This is a genomic window from Leptospira langatensis (genome assembly GCF_004770615.1).
Lineage (GTDB): Bacteria > Spirochaetota > Leptospiria > Leptospirales > Leptospiraceae > Leptospira_B > Leptospira_B langatensis.
Genome location: NZ_RQER01000002.1, coordinates 61,126 through 81,545, shown reverse-complemented (window position 1 = coordinate 81,545; position 20,420 = coordinate 61,126). Strand labels below are relative to the sequence as shown.

The following is a 20,420-nucleotide window of genomic DNA, read 5'->3' as shown; positions in this document are numbered from 1 at the left end:
ACCTTTCTAGACTCATTCGAATCTAGGGAACGTGATACCGACCGGCGCAGGCGCTAAACCTTCTAGAGCCAAACGAATGTACTCCGGTCCCTTGGTTTCCTCGTATCGAGGCACCAAATGAAAATGCATATGCGCCACCTTCTCCGCAACTAGGACGGTGTAGATCTTCGGAGGAGAGAATCTCTCTTGGATCCAATTCGTAGCGAATTGCAGCGTTTCTCCTAGATCCGCGAACTCTTTAGGGTCCCAGTCGGAGTATTTTTCCTTATGAGAAATCAATTCCACATAGAGATAGCCTGGGATTTTTTTCTCAGCGGGAGCGTGACGGACTAGGAAAGAATCGTTTTTGAGGACTAGCCCTGGGATTTCTTTCCCGGAAATAATCCCGCAGATCGGACAATCGGAAGAAAAAGAAGGATCGGAAGCTTCTGCCAAAGATCAGACTCCGGAGCCTTGGGAAATATAGGTCTTGTACTTTTCGTAGACCCTTAGGATATAATCCAGGTCCGAACAAAATCGAATGATGCAACGATAGAAATGATATCTTTCCAATTCTTCCACTCCCTCGTTCGGATCGGGTTTGTTTTCACGAAGAAGGGACTTGAGCATTCCTAAGAACATGGCCCTCTCTCTTTCGTTGTATCCTTCCTGAGAATAACGAACCCCTTCTAGGATATTTACGAAACTTTCTGCGGAGACATGGAATGCTTCCGGTGAGGATAGGAATTTTTTGACTTCTTCTTCAGAGAACGTAGAGAGATAATCATGGAATAAGGTCAACTGGATCGCCTCGACCAAGGATTGGGTCTTGGCCTTTGTCTCCGTATAAAACGGCGTCCGGATACTGTATTCTACGAAATCATGCCAGGAAGATTTGGTAGTTTGGATTTTGTGTAGATCTTGGAGACTCATATTTTTTAAAGCTTTTCAGTTTTGGGTTTTCGATTATGGTTTGAGTAATACAGGATCAAAGGCCCCTATGTCAAAGGTTTTACGCAGACTCTTCTCGCTTTTATTTCTACTCTTTCCCTTGGCATTATTCTCGGCGGAGAAATCCCCCGAAGACGTTTGGAATTCCTTCTTAGAATGGTCCGGTCATCCGATTCTCGTAGAGGAAAGGATCGTAAAGGTCTTGTCCCAGGAATATCTACAAGAACTAAGAAAAGAAACCGAGGAGATGTTGGATTACCTACTCACCAATTCTCCCGATTTAGGCTCCAAGCAACAGGCAAAGACGGAGAAACTGAGAGAACAGCTCCAGAACCTGCAAACCTTAGAAGGAGTTCAATACAAACTTCCGGGAGGGGAATGGGAAACTATTCTCTTAGAGAAAGGAAATTTCCCGGATTCGTTTTATGAATTCGAGACTCCTAAATTGAGGATCCGATATGTGTTCAAAAGCCTTCCTTATAAACCTGTTTCCAAATGGAGGGAATTAAAACTCCAAGGTAGCTTCTTCTTATATTCCGAATCGGGAGCCTTACTGCTTAGCAAGTCTTCTCCTGATTTTCCGATCAAGGATCTGGATATGAGAGAGATACGTGCTTACTACGAAACGGAAAAGAAACATAGACAGGATGTAAAGAAGATCTCGGAGAATGGAACAGAGCTGTATTACTTTGCAAATCATAATCTCATCCCCTTCTATGCATTACTTCTTTCTAAAGTGATATTGATCGTTTCCGCGTTTATTATATTTTCCTTATATATAAAGCGTTTCTGGACCTTCTTAAGGGACCAGACCAGAAGGAGTCGCAAGGCGGAAGCGTCCTATTTACGGAGTAAGGAAAAGGTAGAAGGCCAATTCCTATCCGATTAGGCCGGATTTCTATAGACCAAAACCGCTTCAAGTATATTTACTATACAAATATTTGTATTTTTTTCATCCTTGCCTTTGTTTTTTGGGTGACATAAGGAAACAAAGAAGAGAAACTTTTCCCAGGGAATCGAAGGGTTTTTTCTAAGCGCTCTGGAATTTGTCCGGGCTCTGGATATACTTCTTTCTATAATAAGATTAGGTTCCCGAGAAAAATTACGCGCAGTATTACGTAAGGAGGACCGGTTCTTGGCAAGAGAAGGAGCTAAAGAGTCCATGAAAAAGCAAAAAGAAGAAGCCCAGGGTCTGGATGATTCCAAGCGCCAGGCTATCGACCAGGCAATGACCCAGATCGAAAAACAATTCGGCAAGGGTTCCATTATGCGTCTAGGTTCGGCTTCCGCAAGTGCGGTCGCACCTGTAATCCCTACCGGGTCCTTAGATCTGGATATCGCACTTGGGATCGGGGGTTATCCATTAGGAAGGATCGTGGAGATCTACGGACCGGAATCTTCCGGAAAGACCACACTTACCCTTTCGGCCATTGCAGAGGCTCAAAGAAAAGGTGGAGTGGCAGCCTTTATAGATGCGGAACATGCCTTGGATCCTGCCTACGCTAAGAAATTGGGAGTGAACCTAGAGGAACTCCTGGTGTCTCAACCAGATAACGGAGAGGAAGCTTTAGAAATTTGTGAATCTCTAGTCCGAAGCAATGCGATCGATATCGTGGTTGTGGATTCCGTTGCGGCATTGGTGCCCAAGGCGGAGATCGAAGGCGATATGGGAGATTCCCATATGGGTCTGCAAGCAAGACTTATGTCCCAAGCACTTCGAAAGCTGACTGGAACGATTTCCAAGTCCAAGACTGTGGTCATCTTCATCAACCAGATCCGTATGAAGATCGGAGTCATGTTCGGTTCTCCCGAAACGACCACCGGTGGAAACGCATTAAAGTTTTATAGTACGGTTCGATTGGACATTCGGAAGATCGAAACCTTAAAAGAGAAGGAAGAAGCTACTGGAAACAGGGTACGTGTAAAAGTTGTAAAAAACAAAATGGCACCTCCTTTCCGCCAGGCTGAATTCGACATAATCTATAACACTGGAATTAGTCGAGAAAGTTCTCTCGTTGACTTAGGGGTAAAACACGACATTATTAGTAAATCCGGGGCCTGGTATTCTTATAATACCGAGAAGATAGGCCAAGGAAAAGAAGCCGCTAAGGAATACCTAAAAGCAAATCCAGAAATTGCGTTCCAAATAGAGAATATGGTTCGCGATCTGAATGGATTACCTCCTTTAGCGCCGGATGGGAAACTTCCAAATGCTGCCCCTTCCGAAGAAGCTCAAAAAGCAGCAGGTTAATTACTACTGGCTTTCTTTTTAGAAACCATTGACCGCCGGATGAAACTCATCCGGCGTTTTTTTATTCCAAGACTGGTCCGGTTTTCCAGTATTGCACCAAACCCATCCCTTTCCAAGGAAACTAAATGTCAGAGATCAGCATTATAGGAGCAGGCGGTTTTACCGGCAAAGAATTACTAGGGCTCATCGCGAGACATCCAAAGTATAAAACAGTTCATATCACAAGCGACAAGCTTGCGGGCAAGTCTCTATCGGAAGTATTTCCTGACCTGATCTCTCCTGAGAATCTGATCTTCAAGCGACATGAGGATGAGGTGCCAAAGGGTTCCCTTGTAGTGCTTGCCGTTCCGAATGAAGCCTCCCTGGAATTGGCTCCGAAATTTTTGGACAAAGGCCATAAGGTCATAGATCTTTCCGGAGTGTACCGATTGCATGATCAGTCCTTATTCGAAAAGAATTATAAACTCAAACATACTAGCTTCTCCCTTACCGACAAGGCAGTATTCGGGATCCCTGAGATCTTTAGGGATAAGTTAAAGGGAGCGGATTTCGTTTCGAACCCGGGATGCTTTTCCACTTCTGTGATCCTGGCCGTTTATCTGTTAGGCGATCTCAGAAAGAAAGTCCGAGCAAGGATCGTAGCGGACTGCAAGTCAGGGATCAGCGGCGCAGGCGGAAGGGTCGAGGATGGTGGCTTCTCCTTTAATAGCGTGTATGAGAATTTCAGGGCCTACAAGATCCTAACCCACCAGCATGAGCCGGAGATACAGGAGTATTGCTTTGCTGGATCGGGACTTTCTCATCCTGAGATCTTATTCGTGCCTCATCTTCTTCCTGTATATAGAGGAATTCTTTCTACGATGTACTTAGAAGCGGAATCGGAAGATCTTCCTATCTTGCAGACCTTAAAAGAGAATTCTAAGTCGGAAACATTCGTTCGGATCCGCGAAACTCCAGAAGAGATCGATCTAGCAAAAGTAAATCAGACCAATTTCTTGGATATCTCCGCAAGGGTCAGAGGAAAGAATATTACCATCGTTTCTGCTTTGGACAATCTAATGAAGGGTGCGGCGAGCCAGGCTCTCCAGAACATCAACCTAATGCTCGGGGAAAAGGAAACCCTGGGACTGATCTAATCTAAAATGGAAAAGAGAAGCATCTACCATTTGGTCCGGGACTCCTGTATCCATTATAAGGATAGGCCCTTCCAATGGATTTGGGATGAGACTCACAAAAGTTTCTCCGGGATTTCCTATTCGGAATGGTTTTCTAGATTAGAGGAGCTTTCCGCATTCTTTCGCATTCAGAATGTAAATAAGGGAGATAAGATCGGTCTATTCTGTGATAATCGAACGGAATGGGCCTTATGCTCCTTTTCCATTATGAGCGCCGGAGCAGCCGACGTTCCAAGAGGTTGCGACGCGAGCGAAGAAGAGATCTTTTATATCCTGGACCATACAGAAGCAAGGATCGCTTTCATTGAAAAGGAACAGGTACTCGTAAAACTGGAAAAGGTCTTAGACAGGCTCAAAAGCCTAGAGACGATCGTTCTCATAGAACCAGAAAGCAATTTTCCTTCTTTAGCTTCGACCAAGGCTTCTCGACCCAAGCTTCATTTTATTGATCTCGAAACCGCAATCTCGGAAGGACGCCATTGGATCTCTAAGAAAGGAAAGGCGCAATTGCATTCCATCGGAGAGTCCTTAACTCAAGAAGATCTTGCCACCATTATCTATACTTCCGGAACCACTGGGGTCCCGAAAGGAGTAATGCTCAAACATCGCTCCTTTACTTGGACAGTGGACCAGTTGCAGCATTTCGTTCCCGCAAATTATTCGGATCGGATCGTTGTCTTTCTTCCTCCCTGGCATATAGCGGAGCGCATCCTGGAGACCACCCTTCTCTCTATGGGCGCTTCTTCCGCGTATTCCAATGTGGCACAGTTGACCAGGGATTTCGAGATCATCAAGCCCACCGTTCTTGTTTCCGTTCCTAGGGTATGGGAAGCTTTGTATCGTAGGATCTGGGATAAGGCAGCAAAGACTTCTCCTTTAAAATATGCGATCTTTTCTAATGCGGTCCGGATCGCGGAATTCTATAATTCCCTTTTGGATACAGTAACAGGCAATTTCTCGGAAACTAAGGATGGGAATAAGGAAGAGTTTCTCACCGATAAATTCGTTTCCGTTGCCCTTCTTCCTATATTCGCTTTTCTGAATATTCTGGCGCAGAAAGTATTAGAGCCCGTACGGGCTCTATTTGGGGGAAGGCTACGCTTCGCGTTTTGCGGCGCCGGCGCCATGCCCCCTAAGATCCAGTTCTTCTTTCGTTCCGTAGGAGTTCCTATCATAGAAACCTACGGAATGACGGAAACCACCGGAATGGGCGCCTTGGGTGATTTTCCGATTCCTAAGACCGGTTCCATTGGTCCTGTCTTTCCCGGGGCACATATTAAACTTGTGGATGAACAGGGAGTAGTCGTCTCCAAGCCGGGAGTAAAAGGGATCGCTTGGCATAAGGGTCCACATGTAACTGCAGGCTATTATAAGAATCCTTCTCTAACGGAGGCTAATTTCTCAGACGCTTGGTTTAATTCGGGAGATCTTTTCGTTTGGACCAAAACGGGCGAATTGAAATTTGCAGGACGGGCCAAGGACACGATCGTTCTTTCTTCCGGAGAGAATGTAGAGCCAGAACCGATCGAAGGCAAGATACTGGAGACGGGTTGGGCCCTTGCTACAGTGATCGTGGGGCAGGACCAGAAATTTCTGGCAGCTCTGATCGTTCCGGATTTCAATAAGCTCAAGGAACATTTTACTTCCCAAGGTGTCAGTCTTCCTTCTTCTCATTCCGAACTAGTCAAGGACCAGAAAGTAGTCCGATTCTATAAGGACCTTCTCCGAGATACGATCTCCGATAAGAACGGTTTCAAAGTCTTCGAGAAATTAGGCGATTTCAGGCTTCTGGATCGGGAGTTCGAAAAAGGAAAAGAACTTACGGAAACTATGAAAGTGAAGAGAAATAAGGTTGCAGAACTCTATGCGGATCTGATACAAACGATCTTCGCTTAATCCATGGGTCATCCGAATTTTCAAGATATTCTCTTCTGCGGGGCCTTCTCAGGCGAAATCGATAAACTCAAATCGGACTCTGGGATCTGGACCTTCGAAACGGGGGTCGGAGATCTGGAGGCTGCGATCAATCTTCAGAAATATCTTTCCCAAAACGATACCCCAAGACCGAAGGCGGTCATCAGCGTCGGTTCTGCAGGTGTCTATTCCTCCGTGCCTAGAAAGGATTGGGAGGGCAAGTTCGGTATCTCTCGTTTATTCGTGAATTATGAGATCGCTTATTTGGACAAGAAAGTCCGTATCCCAGATTCAATGAACTTGAAGTATGATTTCCCCGACTTTGAGTTTCCGTTTACAGGTCCTGAGTTTCTGGAATTAGCAACGAATGGAACCGGTTCCGTCACCCTGGAAGACCTAAGTCCGAGGGCTTTGGAAAGAATTAAAACAGAAGGCATAGGCTTCGAGAATATGGAAGCTTTCGGACTTGCGAAAGTTTGCAAGACCCTGGGCATTCCTTTCGGAGCGATCTACGCTCTCACAAATAAAGTAGGTCCCAAAGGGAGCGAAGAATGGAAACTTTCTTGGAGAAAGCACTCGGACCGTCTCCAAGAAAGGATCTTACACTCCGACTGAACTATTTTTCCGAAGGAAAGAATAGTTTTCGGATATCCGGTACTCCCGCTTCGGTCTCCAACTCTCCCTTTTTTATAATTTCCTTATATTTTCCGAAATCGGTAAATGCGAACTCCTCTATATGAAGATTGATGAACAGGTCCATCTTCTCCTTTCTGAGTTTTGTGATCTCCCTTCCCTCCAAGGTGATAGCTCGAGCCATGATCTTAAGGATCGGAGGATAACTGATATCTTCCCATAGATTCTTAAAGAAGGATTTTCCGGTTACCTTTCTGTCCTCTAAGAGGCGAACAATCCCTTCGTCTCGAAGAGGAGAAACGTTTACGGAGAGGATCACATCTGCACCTTTTCTGCGAATCAGATTCTCCGGAACGTTATTCAACACTCCTCCGTCTATAAGCAAATGATCTCCCTTGAAGATCGGGGGAAACATTCCCGGTAGGCTCATAGCAGAGGCTAACGCTTCCCAAATAGGCCCCTGGTCCATTACATATTCTTGTCCGCTATGCAAATCCACTGCGGAAGTAGCGAAAGGGATCTTTAGATCTTCGATGAGCTGCGAACCGAACGCATCCTTTAACATCCGAAGCATTCTTTTCCCTTTGAAGAAGGAAATAAGCGGGATCGTCGGATCGAATGGCATCTCGATCCCACCGAAGAATTTTCCGATCATCTTGAAGATGGAATCCGCTGTCTCTCCTCTTGCATACAGTGCTCCGATCACCGCTCCAAAAGAAGAACCGGAAACGAAATCGAATTGTATCCCTTCTCTTTCTAGTACCTTGAGTAATCCTACATGGGCAAGCGCTCTAGCTCCTCCTCCGCCAAGGGCCAATCCTCTCGTCTTAGAGACCAGGTATCTTGCAAAGGTCTCTCCCTTATAGAAGACCTTTTGGTCTGCGGACTCTTGGTGTTTTTGCAATCCGTTTTCAGAAACGAGAATGCGAGATGTCCTTCCTGAAAAATTCCGGATGCGAGGATGCCAATAATCCAGGATCTCATTCTTCTGTCTGAGATTGCGTTCCGGGTTCTCCTCCCAAAACACGATCTGATCGCATTGTTGTACAAGCTTGTCCAGCTCCGGGATGAGTCCAGGGCCCTTAAAATACAAATGGAGTATGGCATATTTTTTTCTGAGTTGAGAGATGGCTCGTACCATTTCAGCGACGGACTTTCCTTTGAAAGTATCCATTCGCACCAAAGAGATCTGCCCGTCATGGGATCTCCGCCCATGATCCACAATGGAATCCAGATGCACCTTAAAATCCGTGACTTCCTCGATCGGTATATGGCAGACCAATCTTCGAGGAGAATAGGAATTGTTAAAGGGGTCCTCCATGACCTCTCTCATTCGGATCCCCATCAGTCTCATTAGATTCTGAGAAAGGATCCTCTCCTTTCCCGCGAGCTTTAGAAAATATTCCCCGTCGATCACATACAGCAAGGTATCCAAGATCGCAGTCGCAGATCCGGTATGAGCCGAGCGAGTGAGCACGCTATTCTCAGCGAATACATCCCCCTCTCCCAGATAGCGGACCGTCTTGCCAGCTTCTCCAAGAGACATCATCACCTCTCCGTGACGGATGAGGTATAGCTCCTTGGAGATCTCTCCCTTATAGTAAATAACGGTGTGATTATGAACGTTTCTTTCTTCTATATGACCGTAAAGTAGAACGAGCGTTTTTCTTGGTAGTCCTTTGAACAAGGGAATGGATGCTAAGAATTGTAAGGCTTCCGGAGGGACTATCTTTTTCATGCGGGTCAAATCCTACCTAGGAAATTTATTTTGTAAAGCGGATCTAAGAACGAACTCTAGTATTAGGCGACGGATCAACAATCAGGAAATCCTCTTGATTTTTGGTCTGTTGAGTAAATTCTAGCTCCGATGATGTTAGATTCGGCCGCTGTGGTTGAGATATTTAAGAAATCCGTCCAGGATTGGCATAAAGAAGAAAGCGCCTCCACCAATCCCTACCCGGACTCCTCCTTAGAATTCCTATTTTATAAGAAAAACCAAATAGATACCATCCAATGGCATGTGGAAGACGAGATCAGAAGACCCGACCTCCCGGACTCGGAACTGGTAAAATTCAAACGCAAGATCGATGCTCTCAATCAGGAAAGAACGGATCTGGTCGAGCAGATTGACGACAGAATTTCCGCCATGTTCCAGTCTGTGATAAGAAAACCGAGCGCAAGAATGAATTCGGAAACCCCTGCTTGGCTGATCGACAGAATGAGTATCCTGGAGCTCAAGATCTATCATATGGATGAGCAAACCAGAAGAACGGATGCAAGTCCGGAACATATCGAAACATGTAAGAAGAAACTCTCTGTCCTATTGGAACAAAGAAAGGATCTATCGGTCTGTTTGGACGAACTTATGGACGATCTTTCCAAAGGTGATAAGTTCTACAAGGTGTACAGACAAATGAAAATGTACAACGATAAAAATCTGAATCCTTCTTTATATTCGAAGCAGGCATGAATCTACTCGTTTTACGTTTTTCTGCGATGGGAGATGTGGCCCTTATGGCCCCTGCACTCATCGCGGTCGCGGCAAAATATACGAATATACAACTTACCGTGGTCACCCGCGGGAATTACGCTCCCTTCTTCTATAATATCCCGAATGTGAATGTGATCGGGATCAATCTCAAGAAATACAAGGGCCTCACCGGGCTCTATCGTTTATTCAAAGAATTGAATAAACTCGGTCCTTACGAAAAGATCGTGGACCTGCATTCCAGTGTTCGCTCCCGCTTCATCAGTTTATTCTTCCGATTCAGAGGGATCCCGGTCTTTCAGATCATCAAAGGAAGAAGGGAAAAGATGCGTCAGATCCGAAAGAATCGTAAGGTCTTACGAAAACTTCCTCATACGGTCGATCGCTATCTAAAAGTCTTCGAGAAGGCAGGTTATCCTGCTACAGTCAGAAAGGGTCCCTGGATCAATGTGGATCCAGAATCCAAGATCTATGCCAAGGATTTCTTACTCTCAAGAAAGATCGATAAGAAGGAAGGACTTTGGATCGGGTACGCACCTTTTGCGGGTCATAAACTGAAAGAATGGCCTCTGGAAAAAAGCATTGCTCTATTAAGATTATTGAAAGAAGAATTTCCGAACGTTCGGATCTTCCTATTCGGTTCCTCCCAAGAGGCTTCGATCATGGAAGAATGGAGAAACGGGGATCAAACGATCACAATCGTTTCCGGAGGCAAGTATGGGATCCGAGGCGAATTGGGGATCATGGAAAGAATGGATGTGATCATAGGAATGGATTCTTCCAATATCCATATCGCAGCATTACTCAAGAGACCAGTGATCGCATTATTCGGGACCACTCATCCTCTTTCCGGATTTGCGCCCTTTGGGCAGGAAGACACGGGAGTATTGCAGATCGAAGATCTACCTTGCAGACCCTGTAGCATCTATGGAAATACTACCTGCTATCGAAAAGACTTTGCCTGCATGGAAAGGATCACTCCCGAAGACGTGATCAAGAGGATCAACGTCATCAAGAATATCAATACGCTTTTCTGATCAGCCTAGGATCCCGAGTGGATCCAAGGAGAAGATCGTGTTCAGAAGGGATCTCTTCTTCTTTTTGCCTTTTTGCGAGGCTACCGACCGATAGACCTCTTCCATTTTATCCACGCAAGCTTTCATCTCATGGCTCTTGGAAATCACTAAGGATTCCTTGGAGAAGTTCGCATAGGTCTCAGGACTCTCCAGAATACGGATCGCCTTCTCCGCAATATCCTTCACGTCAAAAGGCTTCGCGATAAATCCATTCACTCCATCGTGCACGAGTTCCGGGATCGCAAAGGAGTCCACTCCCACCGCAGGAAGTCCGCAGGCAACCGCTTCCAGGATCACAAGTCCTTGGGTTTCCATAGTCGATGCAGTCAGGAATAGATCGAAATTCGGATAATGCTGAGGAAGTTCCGCTCTATCTATAAATCCGGTAAACATAATAGACTTATCAATTCCAAGCTTTTGAGCCTGGAGCTTCAAAGAAGGAAGAGCCGGTCCGTCCCCGATAATCGTAAGTGTCGCTTGAGGAATCTTGTCCAAGATCAGTTTGAACGAATTGATGACCACATCGCAGTTTTTCTCGTAGGAAATCCTACCTACATGCAATAATTTCGGATTCTCAGAAAGGGTTTTAGGCGTTCCCTTGAATTGAGAAAGATCCAGACCGTTAGAGATCACCGCCACAGGTTTCTTCAAACCGAACTCTTCTAACTGCTTCTTTATCAAATGAGAGGGAGAAATGATGAGATCACAGCGATCGTACAAATTATTCGTGATCTTTAAAATGATCTTCTTACGGATATTGAACTTATCGAACTTCTCGAATTTGAGCAGATCCTTGACCTTGATCTTTTTATTCAACTTTCCTATTCTCATAAAGAGTTTATCCAACTTCAAGAGACGATATAAGGAAAGGTACATGTCCTGCTCGGACATAAGCGTATGATAGGTACCGATACTCGGGATCCCGTATTTCTCACTGGCATTGATCCCATAGACTCCCATGAGGCCTGGAGTGTGAATATGCACTAGGTCCGGTTGGAATTCCTTGATTGCCCTCTTGATCTTAGAAGGAGAAGGAAGCACCACTTTGATATCCGGATAGCTGGGAAGATAACCGCTCCTGAATCTCTCGACTCTGATCCTTTCGCCCATTCTCTCAAAATCGCCTTCGCCATATCTAGGACAGCAGATCAAGAACTCATGTCCTCTTTCGGCGAGTAACTCTGCAAAATTTCGCATGGAGATCGCCACGCCGTCGATTTTGGGAAGAAAGGTGTCGGAAAAATAAAGGATCTTCATCTTAGTTCCTAATGCGAAACCAATCTCTCGTATAAGATGGATTTTACCACTCCATTCTAAGTATATTTGCCAAAAATAATCGAATTTACAAAGAATCCAGAAGTTAGATCCTCTCCTGAAAACATAGCCGATGAAAGAGTTTTTGAAAAAAGCCCACCTATTCTGTTTGCTAGCTACCTTTCCCTTGATTGGAGTCTCTGTGAGTTTGAGCCAAGGCTTTCTGGTTCTCTCCTTTCTATTCGGCTTATCGAGTCTTCTTTTAGAAAAACGATTCGACGAGATCTTTCCAAGACACGGGCTGTTTCGGATCTCTCTGGCATTGTTTCTCTGGTATTGGATCGTATTCGCCTTACATCTTGCTTTAGATCCGGACAATCAGACTCGCCTTCGCTCTGCCTGGAATGGGGAATTGAAGGATTTCTTTTTGTTCTTTGGATTTCTCTCTGTGGGATTTACTAAGAAAGAAGATGTTCCAAGACTTTTCTCGGCACTTTTCTGGCTCTTTCTTCTTCTCATCCTAACAGGATTGATCGGAGGGTTTACTCCTGTGCGACTTTCCAGGTTGATCAGCGATCTGTACAGGGAGTCCCATACCTATAAATTCACTCATCCGTTAGGATCCGTCTTTTCCGTTCCTCTCTATATCTCCATAGGACTCATGAACACCCACTTGACCTTTGGCGGATTACTTCAATTCTTCTCCGCTTTCGCGGTCTTCTCCTTCTTAAAAGCATTACAAGAAGGGAATATTCGGAAAATCGCTTGGACAGGGATGCTTCTGATATTCTATGTTCTTGTATTTTTACTCAACCAGGCTCGATCCAGTATGATAGGAGCAGGAGTCACACTTCTATTCGCAGGAATACATCTATTCTTTCTCAGAAAAGAATTACCTAAATCCTTCTTAGTCAAAGGAGGAATTGCATTCTTTGGACTAGTACTTGTACTAGGGACAGCACTTGCGATCAGTCCCGCAGGAAAAAAAGTGATCGGTCCTCTTTTCGGAAAAGAAAAGCATACAGATTCCGGAAGGACATTTATCTGGGACTCAAGCTTTCCTCTCATCCAAGAACATCCTATCCTTGGGGTCGGACCTGGAAACTATAACCAAGCGATCGATCGGGTCAGGACCGCTCACTCCGAAGAATATCCGGAGCTCGCTTATTTCTACGAGGTCACCCAAAGAGGACACGCCCATAACGATTATATTCATCTTGCATCCGTCTTTGGGTTGCCGGCGGCCTTCCTCTATCTTTCGTTAGCTGGCGCCCTGGTATTCTTTTCGTTCCAGTCCAAGCAAGGATTTCATAGAATTATTTTCTTTTACGGATTGCTCGGCTTCTTCGTTTCCGGACTATTCCAATGCTATTTCCAAGACGACGAGGTGGTGATCCTATTCTGGTTACTTCTGGGATTATTCGTCAAAACGGAAACCGAGCCTTTAGGATCCGACCACGCATAGATCCACTTTTCTTTTATAAGGAAATCCAGGCTCTGCAAAGAATTCGATCCAAGAATTTGGGAACTCCTCTTTTTTCCATTCTCCTCTCTGGCTATCCAGTGTAGAGAGTAGAAGCTCTTTTGTCCAAGCGAGAGAATCGTTCGTAGATTTATAACAAAAATATAAACCAAAATCCCGGTATTCCATTAGGATGACTCCTGTGTTAGTGTCCAAACCTTGGGAAAGAGAATACACATCACCTTCCTTTTGTATCATGGATCTCTTCGGTAATTTGCCTCGATGGAAGATCCAAGCCTGGATCGGTGGTTGCGAATTGACCCAATTAGAAATACTTTTAGAAGTATCAAAGACCCAAGCAGGTTCGGAGAAAAGTAGAACTTCCGGCTTCAAGAATAGAGCCGGCTTTCGGATCACTTCTTTCAATTCATTCATATCAGAAGAAGGATACGAACTCGAAAGCAATGTACCGGAACGGTCTAGCAACCTTGCTCCCAGATCCAAGCTCCCGTTCGGAAACTCAGACTTCCCGCCAAAGAACCTAGAACTGATCGATTCGTAGGATTGCAAGGACTTGCAAGTATCCAACTCCGAGAAGCGATAGAATTGGATCCATCGCAGCCAAGAAAAGCCAATGTCCAAGAAAACTTCTCCCGCTCCTATTCCATTCTTGCAAACCCTCCCATTCTCAATATCCAGTCGGTACGTATTGGAAGAAGGAAGCGAACCCGCAGAAGGAATTCCTTGGGATTTTCTGTACACTCTTTCCCATTCGTCTCTAAAGGCAGAGACTAAGTTTGCATTCTTAGTCGTAACCAAGATCTCTCGATTCGAATCCCTCGCGCTCAAAGAATAATTATAGGAACCGGTCAATAGTTCGCGATCGTCGATGATCATTGTTTTATGATGGAGGAGTCCTCCCTTTCCGGGAGTCGTATCATCTAATATGTCCTCATTCCCATCTTCTTTGATCGTAAATCGGTCCATAGACGAAAGAAACCTTCCTTCGGGATCTAAGGGACGATCATAGACACCAAGAGTTTCTTCCGCATTCGACCGGAGCATTCCCAGGCTCAAGACAGGATCGTAATGATCAAAGATCAAATATCGGATTCTGTTTTGAGAAGAAAGAGCCGCATCATATAAACGGTTCTGGATCCGAAACCCGTCCTTAGGAGAGTTGATCAATTCCAGATCTGACAGCTTTAAGGTGGAAAACGGATATTCTTCTCTTAAGAAAGAATGGAATTTCTCCCAATCTCTTTGCAAGAGAAGGAACTCGATATATCCGTTATGATCCATTTCCAAACCATAAAAAGTAAAGTTGCCAGTTCCCAGGAAAACGATCTTATGATCGCTTACAAGGACCTTGCTGTGTTGCAGACCGGAACCATCCCAATATCTCAAAAATGGAAGAAGAGAGCTCGGATACTTCTTTCCCAATTCTCCCATTAGCTCCAATAGAACTCCGCGAGAATGAGCAAGCAATAACTCCTTCTCGATCTCCGGATCGTCCAAGGAATACACATGCATATAAATACTATGTTTTGTTTCTCGGATCAATCTTAGGATCTCGTCTCGGACATTTCTCTTCTTTCCTTCCGGAACAAATCTACCCGGATAAGAGAAGAATGCCTTAGGAGAATAGTCCTCTGCCCCTAAAGGATCGAAGTCGTTTCCGTTCAACGAACAGAAAGAAAGAAGAAAGCAAAGACTGAGAATATTCTTCATTCCCATATGGCTCTCACTTGCAGAAGAAGATACCAGTTCTTGATCCCGATGGATTCGTCCGTTTCGAACCCACCTACTTCTATTTGGGCAACCGGAACAGACTCTCCTTCCGGGATCCACCCAAGGCTCACTCCTCCTTCTCTTACGAAAGAAGGACCGATCCCTTTTCTGGAAAAGATCCAAGCTCCGGAAGAAGATCCCTCTTCTTTCAGGAAAGAAATATAGCTGAAATGGATCCCAAGAAGAAGTCCATGCTCTTTCCATTCGCTACGAATACCCAGAAGCGAGGCTGGTCGTTTGCCGGGGTATTTTGTTTCTTCTCTTTCTAAACCGAACGAAGTCACCCAACTAGAAGGATAGAATCCCCAGATCTGCTGCAAGATCGGATTGGAAATCGGAGAAGCTCCCATTCCCACAAATCCAAGTTCTAAGATCTGACCGTTTGCCTTTCTTTTCTCTTGGTTGGGTAAGAATCCGAAAAACGAAACTCTTGCATTTTGGAGATAAACTCCAAGATCGAATCGAACCGCTTCTCCGCTGATCGGAAGGGATCTTTGCGGTCTAGCAGGATCCCAGGCAGTCTTATCGATCCCTCTAGAAAGAAAAAGGTCCGCTGAAAGGTAAACGTATTTCCAGAGGAATCCGAGTCCGACCTTCCATTCCACCAAGTAATCCTTATCTCCATCTTCCTTGCCGGACCTGGACTCTTTCTTGTCCTCACCGAACCTTCCTAGATCTCCCAAAGACAAATAACGCACTTGGAAAAGATAAACGAAACGATCTTCCCTGTTTCCTTGGATCAAAAACCCTGCCCTGTATCTGGATTGATAGGAAGGATCTGGAGTGGAATTTTTGCCGACTAAGGTATCGGAAGCCTCCTTTGGCAGGAACTGCTCTCTTCCCTGCAATCGCAACCAAGAGTTCTCCCAAAGTGGAAATCCTCTGTACAAGTCCAAAAGATCGAATCGGATCTTGAGATCCGGATCCAAGTTCTCAACGAAGGCACCTTCTACTCCGTCCTTCCAAGAACTCCAAGCTGGAAAAGGTGTTGGATCGGACCTTCTTCCGATAGCCCAAAGAAAGCCTTTGCCTAGAAGTCCAAGGTAACTATTCTCTCCAGGAAGAAGGAAAAGATTCTCATTAGTACCCTTGATCGCCACCCAGTCCAAATGGACTCTGTACACATTCGTTTCTTTTTGATAAATAAAGCCGAAGCCTAAAGGTTGCGCAGTTCCTGAGAATCGATCCGCAAGATCTGCTTTTGGATCTTTTTCCCTTCCTTGGTCCTTGAACAAAATCCACTGGAAATTAAATCTCAATCCAGGTTTTGGGGTAGAAAGATCTTGGGAATATACTTCTATCCCAAGAATGAAAATCAGAAGAGCTGGGATCTTTTTCATACATCCCTCTATTCAAGTTCACCAGGATGAGCATCCGTAAGAGGACAGCTAATATCCCTGAATGGATTTCCCGCATATTGGCTTGTTTGCCAGACCCTTGTCCCTACAATGTCCTTTGAATATGCAGATTTTCTAATTTTATTTTTAGTGTCGTTGATCCCCGGCCCGCTGGGATCGTAGAGGAATTCATCCCAAATCTCTCCCGTATTCGGATCGATCAATCTTAAAGTATTCTTTCCGGTAGAAGGAAGACTGAAGTTAAGATCCTTCCAAAACGCAGTCTCCGGAAAACATGTGGATATGCCTCCGGACAATAAGGTCAATGAATCCGCTTCCAAAGGAAATAAGATAGAAGTGATTGTTCCTGCGCCGGAAAGGATCCGCAAGAGAGCCGAGTTGGAATTTCCCTGTAGATTCACGAATTCCAGGAAACGATCCTTTGCGATCGGATTCGATCCTTGGTAAGAACCCATCCAAGAAACTTCCGAAAATTTCACATGGCCGGGAGCAATGGAATTGGTACAAGTCTTGATCCCAGGAGAAGTCCGAGGGTTCTCTATTAACTCTTTCCGGCTCGAATTGGAATAGATGCGATCTAGCTGAGAGGAAATGCCGTAGCTCTCTGTTAAATCTATCCTTGCATGGATCCGTGGACTTTCGTCCATAAAACAGATCGAAGCTACGGATCCATCCGTTTTTTCTAATACGATCCGATCGGGAATCCCTACCGTCGTTCTCCAGATCCCGTCCCATAAGACCTTCTTCTTTCCGGAAGAGCGATCCAAGAGAGAGATCGGATCCCCGGCTTTGGCAGATCTTAGGTTCCTGTACGAAAAATTCGGAGAAGAAAGTAAAAATACTAAACCTCCTAGTGTTAAGATCTGACCAGGCTTCCAGACTTCTTGGTAGGATATGGGCTGCTGTACATTCCCCCATTGGATCTGTAAGAAGGAAGGATCGCATTCTTCTAATCCGATATGAAGAAGATCCAGATATTTCCAATCCGATCTAAGTATGGAGCCTTGTTTCAAGCCGATCGGATTGGCTTCTTCCAACTGGATGGAGTCCACATCGCAGATCGGATATTTTCGATCGGACTTGAGAATCTTCTCCTGTCTTCCCGGGTCCATGCATAGAGCTTGATTCTCCTTGCACTGCGAAAATCCAAGTGAGGTCCAAGAGATATACTCTTCTCCGAAAAGATATCCTCCTCCAGGTAGAGATAGACTTTGGGATCCTTGGCTTTGGAATAAGGTAATATTTCCTACTTTCTTAAGATCTCCCCAACGAATCCCGCTTAGGACCAACTTCTCTAATTTAGAAGAAGATTCCGCATACACTCTTGTCTCGAAAGGTGCAATGAACCCAGTCGTCATCGGAAGAAGGATCCTCGTTCCGAACAATTCAATACTTAAACCATCTTCGCAGATGGGAAATGAGTTTGGATTGTAGATCTCTATCCATCTTCCGCTAGGAGAATCCGTTTCTCCAAAAATTTCCGTTACTATCGGGAGAGTGATCTGGCAGGCGTCTAAAGCGGATCTATTCTTGCTCAGGATCTGGGTTCGGATCTCTTCTTTTCCTAATGTCCAAGAAAAATTCAGGGCAAAGTAGATCTCTTTCTCTCCCTGTGCAGGAAGGACGAGCATACTTCGACCATTCGAAAAAAGGAATATACTAAATTTCTTTTCGTGATTTCTGGTATTGAAATTTTTCCGGGTCCAGGAACCTTCGAGTGGACTTAGATCGAATTCTTTTTGTCCGACCAAAAGGAATTCAGCAGTCTTTGCTTGTTTGACTAGATCGTTCTTGTGATAGGTCCCGATCCTAGCCAAAGATCCGTCCCTTAAGACTAGACTAGATTCTGGGATTAACTCTTCCTTCTTCCAAGAAGAGAAGGCTCGAGCTAAATTTTCCTGGGAGCTCCGATCTTTTTCGAGGACACAGATCCGAACGAGTATGTTCGGATCCTCTCCTGTGATCAGACAAAGATTGCCTTCTTCCCATTCAGTTATCGAGCGAGACGCTTGTCTGGAATATAAAGGATCATATTTGAAAAAAGCCGAAGCTTCCTCGTCGAACCAAACGGGTTCTTTCGGTGATTCCGCCTTGCAGACGACGCTTATTGCAAGAAAGCAAAGTAATGGAATGAGTTTGGATTGTTTCATTTTTTCCTCCTTCTCTTGCAGGTAGAAGAGAAAGATCTTGGAGGAAAAAATTATTCTATTTGGTTGGATGTTTCCGGAATTGTTGTTCCGGAATGAAAATGCTTATAGATCTTCTCTGCGAGAGACTCTCCGATCCCGGGCACCTTCATTAATTCTGCAATATTTACGTCTTCTATCTTCTTCTGTCCGGAGAAGGAGCGAAGCAGCAATTTGCTCCGTTTCAAACCGATATCAGGGACTTCTTTGATCAGGCTATTCAATGCTTCGCGGTTCCTACGAGAACGATGATGTTCCACTCCGAACCTATGTGCCTCATCGCGCAAATGCCGCAGCAGTTTCATTCCGGGAGAATTCATATCGAAGCTGTATGGGGTCATCTCCCCAGGAAAGTAGATCTCTTCTCTCTTCTTGGCAAGACCCACCATCGGAAGATTCGGAGCCCCAGCTTCCACTGCAGCCTCGCAAGCCTTGACGAGCTGTGTAGGCCCACCATCGATCACGATCAGGTCGGGAAGGACACCATCCTCATTTAGGATCCTCTGCAGCCTGCGAGAGATTACCTCGTGCATCATTCCCGGATCGTTGATGCCTTCATAACCTCGAATATTATATTTTCTGTATCCTTGCTTGAAGGGTTTTCCCTCGACGAACATGACACCGCTTGCTACAGGAAAAGATCCTTGGAAGTGAGAGATATCGTAGCATTCGATAATATGGGGAGGTTCAGGCAAACGGAACATCTCTTGGATCTCTTTCAAGGCTACCGTTTGGTCCCTGTAGTGGGTCGCAAGAAGTCTTTCCGTAAGACTCAGTTCCGCGTTCTTCTCTGCGATCTTTAAGAGAGATTTCTTCTCTCCCGCCTTAGGAAAGCGAAGCTTTGGACGAAAGCCGGTCTTCTCCTGTAGAAAGTCGAGGACCGCCTCTCCTTCTTCTTTCAAGCCAAAGGAAACTACGATACTTGCCGGGATCCAACCGGCTCCCAGATAATAATCCCGGAAGAAGGAAGAAAGGATCTCCTCTTCCGTAGAGTTTTGGACCCCTTGCAATGGAAAAGACTTCTTATTGTCGAGTCGACCGCCTCGGACCTCCATGAGGACCACCTGTCCTTCATCTTCTTTTCTGGCAAAAGCGATCACATCCTCATCGCCTCCATCCATGCTGACTACAGTTTGCTTTTGGCGGAATAACTGTAGTCTTCCCAGCATATCCCGATAGCGTGCGGCATTCTCGAATTCCAGCTTGGTGGAATAGTCGTCCATTCTCTTGGTAAGTTCGTTCGCGAGGACCTCTTTCTTTCCCTCTAAGAACTGAATGATCTGGTTGACTACGACTGCGTATTCTTCTTTGGAAACGGTGCCTTGGCAGGGTCCAAGACATCTTCCCATTTGGAAATTCAAACAAGGTCTTCTAGGTTTAGGAAGAGGGAGAACCTGTTTCGTCTTACGTATCGGGAAGATCCTATGGATCACATCCAATACTTCTCTGGTCGTCTTTACATCCGTATAAGGACCAAAGTATCTATCACCGTTGTCCTTGATCTTCCTTGTGACAAATACCATAGGGAAAGGCTCGGAAAGGGAAACGCAAAGATAAGGATATTTCTTATCGTCCTTCAGACGTACATTGTATCTGGGATTATGCTTCTTGATCAGAGTGGCTTCTAAGATCAGAGCTTCCTTTTCTGTGGAGGTGGCAATCCAGTCCAGATCATAGATCTCTCTCTGCAAGAAACGGGTCTTGATATCGGATTGTTTTTCCTTTAGATAATTGCGGATCCTCTTGTCTAGGTTCTTGGCTTTGCCTACATAGATGACCTCTCCTTCGAAATTCTTCCAAAGGTAGCATCCGGGAGAACCAGTTAGGTTCTTCAGCTTCTCGACGATCAGACTATGATTGAAAACTTCAGGCATCCGTAGATAATGTCCCGCTTTTACAAGA

The 20,420-nt window shown here is 45.2% G+C and carries 16 protein-coding genes; 8 read left to right on the top strand and 8 right to left on the bottom strand.

What is annotated here, in order from left to right; translation table 11 throughout:
* Positions 1-12: 12 nt before the first annotated feature.
* Together EHO57_RS18900 and EHO57_RS03220 are read right to left on the bottom strand one after the other, a co-directional pair.
* Complete coding sequence (locus EHO57_RS18900; protein ID WP_135642844.1) at positions 13-435, bottom strand: HIT family protein; 423 nt, start codon at positions 433-435, stop codon at positions 13-15.
* 3 nt (positions 436-438) lie between these two features.
* Positions 439-912, bottom strand: coding sequence for a hypothetical protein (locus tag EHO57_RS03220; RefSeq protein WP_135642841.1), 474 nt, complete (start codon positions 910-912; stop codon positions 439-441).
* A gap of 67 nt (positions 913-979) precedes the next feature.
* Here EHO57_RS03220 and EHO57_RS03215 point away from each other — a divergent pair, with 67 nt between their 5' ends.
* From EHO57_RS03215 to EHO57_RS03195, 5 genes are all read left to right on the top strand, one after another.
* Entirely contained in the window at positions 980-1,819 is an 840-nt protein-coding gene (locus EHO57_RS03215; protein ID WP_135642839.1) for a hypothetical protein, read from the top strand.
* A 273-nt stretch (positions 1,820-2,092) separates the two neighbouring features.
* Positions 2,093-3,181, top strand: coding sequence for a recombinase RecA (gene recA, locus EHO57_RS03210; protein ID WP_210410000.1), 1,089 nt, complete (start codon positions 2,093-2,095; stop codon positions 3,179-3,181).
* Positions 3,182-3,306: 125 nt separating this feature from the next.
* Positions 3,307-4,317, top strand: coding sequence for an N-acetyl-gamma-glutamyl-phosphate reductase (argC, locus tag EHO57_RS03205; protein ID WP_135642835.1), 1,011 nt, complete (start codon positions 3,307-3,309; stop codon positions 4,315-4,317).
* Between the two features lie 6 nt (positions 4,318-4,323).
* The gene (locus EHO57_RS03200; RefSeq protein ID WP_135642833.1) at positions 4,324-6,252 is read left to right on the top strand and encodes an AMP-binding protein; all 1,929 of its coding nucleotides are present in this window, start codon (positions 4,324-4,326) and stop codon (positions 6,250-6,252) included.
* 3 nt (positions 6,253-6,255) lie between these two features.
* Positions 6,256-6,885 (top strand): nucleoside phosphorylase-I family protein, encoded by a 630-nt coding sequence (locus EHO57_RS03195; RefSeq protein WP_135642831.1) that lies wholly within the window; start codon positions 6,256-6,258, stop codon positions 6,883-6,885.
* A gap of 1 nt (position 6,886) precedes the next feature.
* Here EHO57_RS03195 and EHO57_RS03190 read toward each other — a convergent pair whose 3' ends face one another.
* Positions 6,887-8,641, bottom strand: a complete 1,755-nt coding sequence (locus EHO57_RS03190; protein ID WP_135642829.1) for a patatin-like phospholipase family protein — start codon at positions 8,639-8,641, stop codon at positions 6,887-6,889.
* 129 nt (positions 8,642-8,770) lie between these two features.
* Between EHO57_RS03190 and EHO57_RS03185 the strand changes: the two genes are divergently transcribed.
* Entirely contained in the window at positions 8,771-9,373 is a 603-nt protein-coding gene (locus EHO57_RS03185; RefSeq protein ID WP_135642827.1) for a DUF4254 domain-containing protein, read from the top strand.
* Positions 9,370-10,428 (top strand): glycosyltransferase family 9 protein, encoded by a 1,059-nt coding sequence (locus EHO57_RS03180; RefSeq protein WP_135642825.1) that lies wholly within the window; start codon positions 9,370-9,372, stop codon positions 10,426-10,428. Before EHO57_RS03185 ends, EHO57_RS03180 begins: the two co-directional genes overlap by 4 nt.
* Here EHO57_RS03180 and EHO57_RS03175 read toward each other — a convergent pair whose 3' ends face one another.
* Positions 10,429-11,724, bottom strand: a complete 1,296-nt coding sequence (locus tag EHO57_RS03175; RefSeq protein ID WP_135642822.1) for a glycosyltransferase — start codon at positions 11,722-11,724, stop codon at positions 10,429-10,431. It lies immediately after the preceding gene.
* A 130-nt stretch (positions 11,725-11,854) separates the two neighbouring features.
* On the opposite strand from EHO57_RS03175, the gene EHO57_RS03170 reads away from it, so the two are divergent.
* Complete coding sequence (locus EHO57_RS03170) at positions 11,855-13,186, top strand: O-antigen ligase family protein (protein WP_135642820.1); 1,332 nt, start codon at positions 11,855-11,857, stop codon at positions 13,184-13,186.
* On the opposite strand, the gene EHO57_RS03165 is transcribed toward EHO57_RS03170, so the two are convergent.
* Genes EHO57_RS03165 through uvrC form a run of 4 tightly spaced genes read right to left on the bottom strand, consistent with a single transcriptional unit; the run spans position 13,166 to position 20,392 of the window.
* Complete coding sequence (locus tag EHO57_RS03165) at positions 13,166-14,914, bottom strand: phospholipase D-like domain-containing protein (protein ID WP_246050500.1); 1,749 nt, start codon at positions 14,912-14,914, stop codon at positions 13,166-13,168. The two genes, EHO57_RS03170 and EHO57_RS03165, sit on opposite strands and share 21 nt — an antisense overlap.
* Positions 14,911-16,314, bottom strand: coding sequence for an LA_2168 family protein (locus EHO57_RS03160; RefSeq protein ID WP_135642816.1), 1,404 nt, complete (start codon positions 16,312-16,314; stop codon positions 14,911-14,913). Before EHO57_RS03160 ends, EHO57_RS03165 begins: the two co-directional genes overlap by 4 nt.
* An 8-nt stretch (positions 16,315-16,322) precedes the next feature.
* Positions 16,323-18,482, bottom strand: coding sequence for an LIC11755 family lipoprotein (locus EHO57_RS03155; protein WP_135642814.1), 2,160 nt, complete (start codon positions 18,480-18,482; stop codon positions 16,323-16,325).
* Between the two features lie 50 nt (positions 18,483-18,532).
* Positions 18,533-20,392 (bottom strand): excinuclease ABC subunit UvrC, encoded by a 1,860-nt coding sequence (gene uvrC, locus EHO57_RS03150; RefSeq protein WP_135642812.1) that lies wholly within the window; start codon positions 20,390-20,392, stop codon positions 18,533-18,535.
* Positions 20,393-20,420 lie beyond the last annotated feature (28 nt).